The organism is Aquabacterium sp. UBA2148 (genome assembly GCF_002328915.1).
GTDB classification, from domain to species: Bacteria; Pseudomonadota; Gammaproteobacteria; order Burkholderiales; family Burkholderiaceae_C; genus Aquabacterium; species Aquabacterium parvum.
In genome coordinates this window covers 3575-4846 of record NZ_DCXA01000225.1, presented here as the reverse complement: position 1 = coordinate 4846, position 1272 = coordinate 3575, and the positions used below count along the sequence as shown (strand labels likewise).

Sequence of the window (1272 nt, the reverse complement as noted above, 5' to 3'; positions counted from 1 at the left end):
CCCACGGGCAGGCCCGCAGCGGCCTCGACCGCCAGGGCGGCGTGGGCAAAGAGCTGGGCGTCCGTGGCGCGGCGGGTGTCGTCACCCGCGGTGACATCGCGGGCATCGCTGAAGAAGGACGGCAGGGCGGAAGAAGCGGCTTGACTCATAACCTTCCATTTTCGCCGATGCGACCGGGTTTGTCTTGCGTTCGTGCCCCGCGCACCCGGGCTTGGGTGGGGCCAGGGTGAAAAACGACCGCAGCGGGGGAACCCTGAGGCCCTTTAGAGCGTGCACCCGCACGGTGCACCGGGTCTAACCCGCAGCCTGCGCGTTGGCACACCGCTTTCGCGCCCGCAAGCAATACGCAGCTGGCGCCAACCGGGAGGATGCCCTCACCGCCCCCAGGCGGAAGACCCCTCCCACCTTTCTGAAAGCAAACAACCATGAAGAGACCCGTTCGCCACCTCATGAGCGCACTGGGCTGCTGCCTCGCCCTGTGGGGCGCCGCTGCGCAGGCCGCCTACGACACCCCGGCGGCCTTCCCGGCCCCGCCAACGCCCCCACTGTCGCCCCAGCAAGACCCGTTCTACACCTCTCCGGCATCGGGCGAGCTCTCGTCGCTCGAGCCCGGCACCGTGCTGCGCGTCCGCGAGGTCACGGCCAAGGCCTACTACCTCTTCCCTATCAAGGGCCAGGCCTGGCAGCTGATGTACCGCACCACCGACCACCGCGGCCAGCCCGTGGCCATGGTCGGCACCGTGCTCGTGCCCACCAACGCACCCGCCACCGGTCGCCAGCTGATGGCCTACAACGTGGCTTACGACGCGCTCACGCTGCGTTGCGCGCCGTCCTATTCCTTCGTGCGAGGCACGGCGCTGGAGCAGGCGCTGATCGCCGGCGCCCTGAAAAAAGGCCTGGTCGTGATGTCACCCGACTACGAGGGCCTGGGCTCCTTCTGGACCACGGGGCTGATCTCTGGCCAGGGCGTGCTCGACGGCATCCGCGCAGCGCAGCGCTTCCAGCAGGCGGGCCTGGATGGCCCTTCGACGCCCACCGTCATCACCGGCTACTCGGGCGGATCCATCGCTTCGACCTGGGCCAACGAGCTCTACCGCACCTACGCGCCCGAACTCAACATCAAGGGCGTGGCCGCTGGTGGCGTGCCGGTGGACCTGGGCAACGTGGCCCGCAAGGTGGACGGCACGCTGTTCGCAGGCGTGTACTTCGGCGCTGTGGCGGCGCTGGCCAACGCCTACCCCGAGGTGAACCCCGCCGCACTGGTCAACGCCA

At 69.2% G+C, this 1272-nt stretch carries 1 protein-coding gene; it reads left to right on the top strand.

Annotation, left to right across the window (positions count from 1 at the left end; translation table 11 throughout):
- Nucleotides 1–425 precede the first annotated feature (425 nt).
- A partial coding sequence (locus tag B2W70_RS12790; RefSeq protein WP_286746204.1) for a lipase family protein occupies nucleotides 426–1272 on the top strand: 847 nt, incomplete at its 3' end.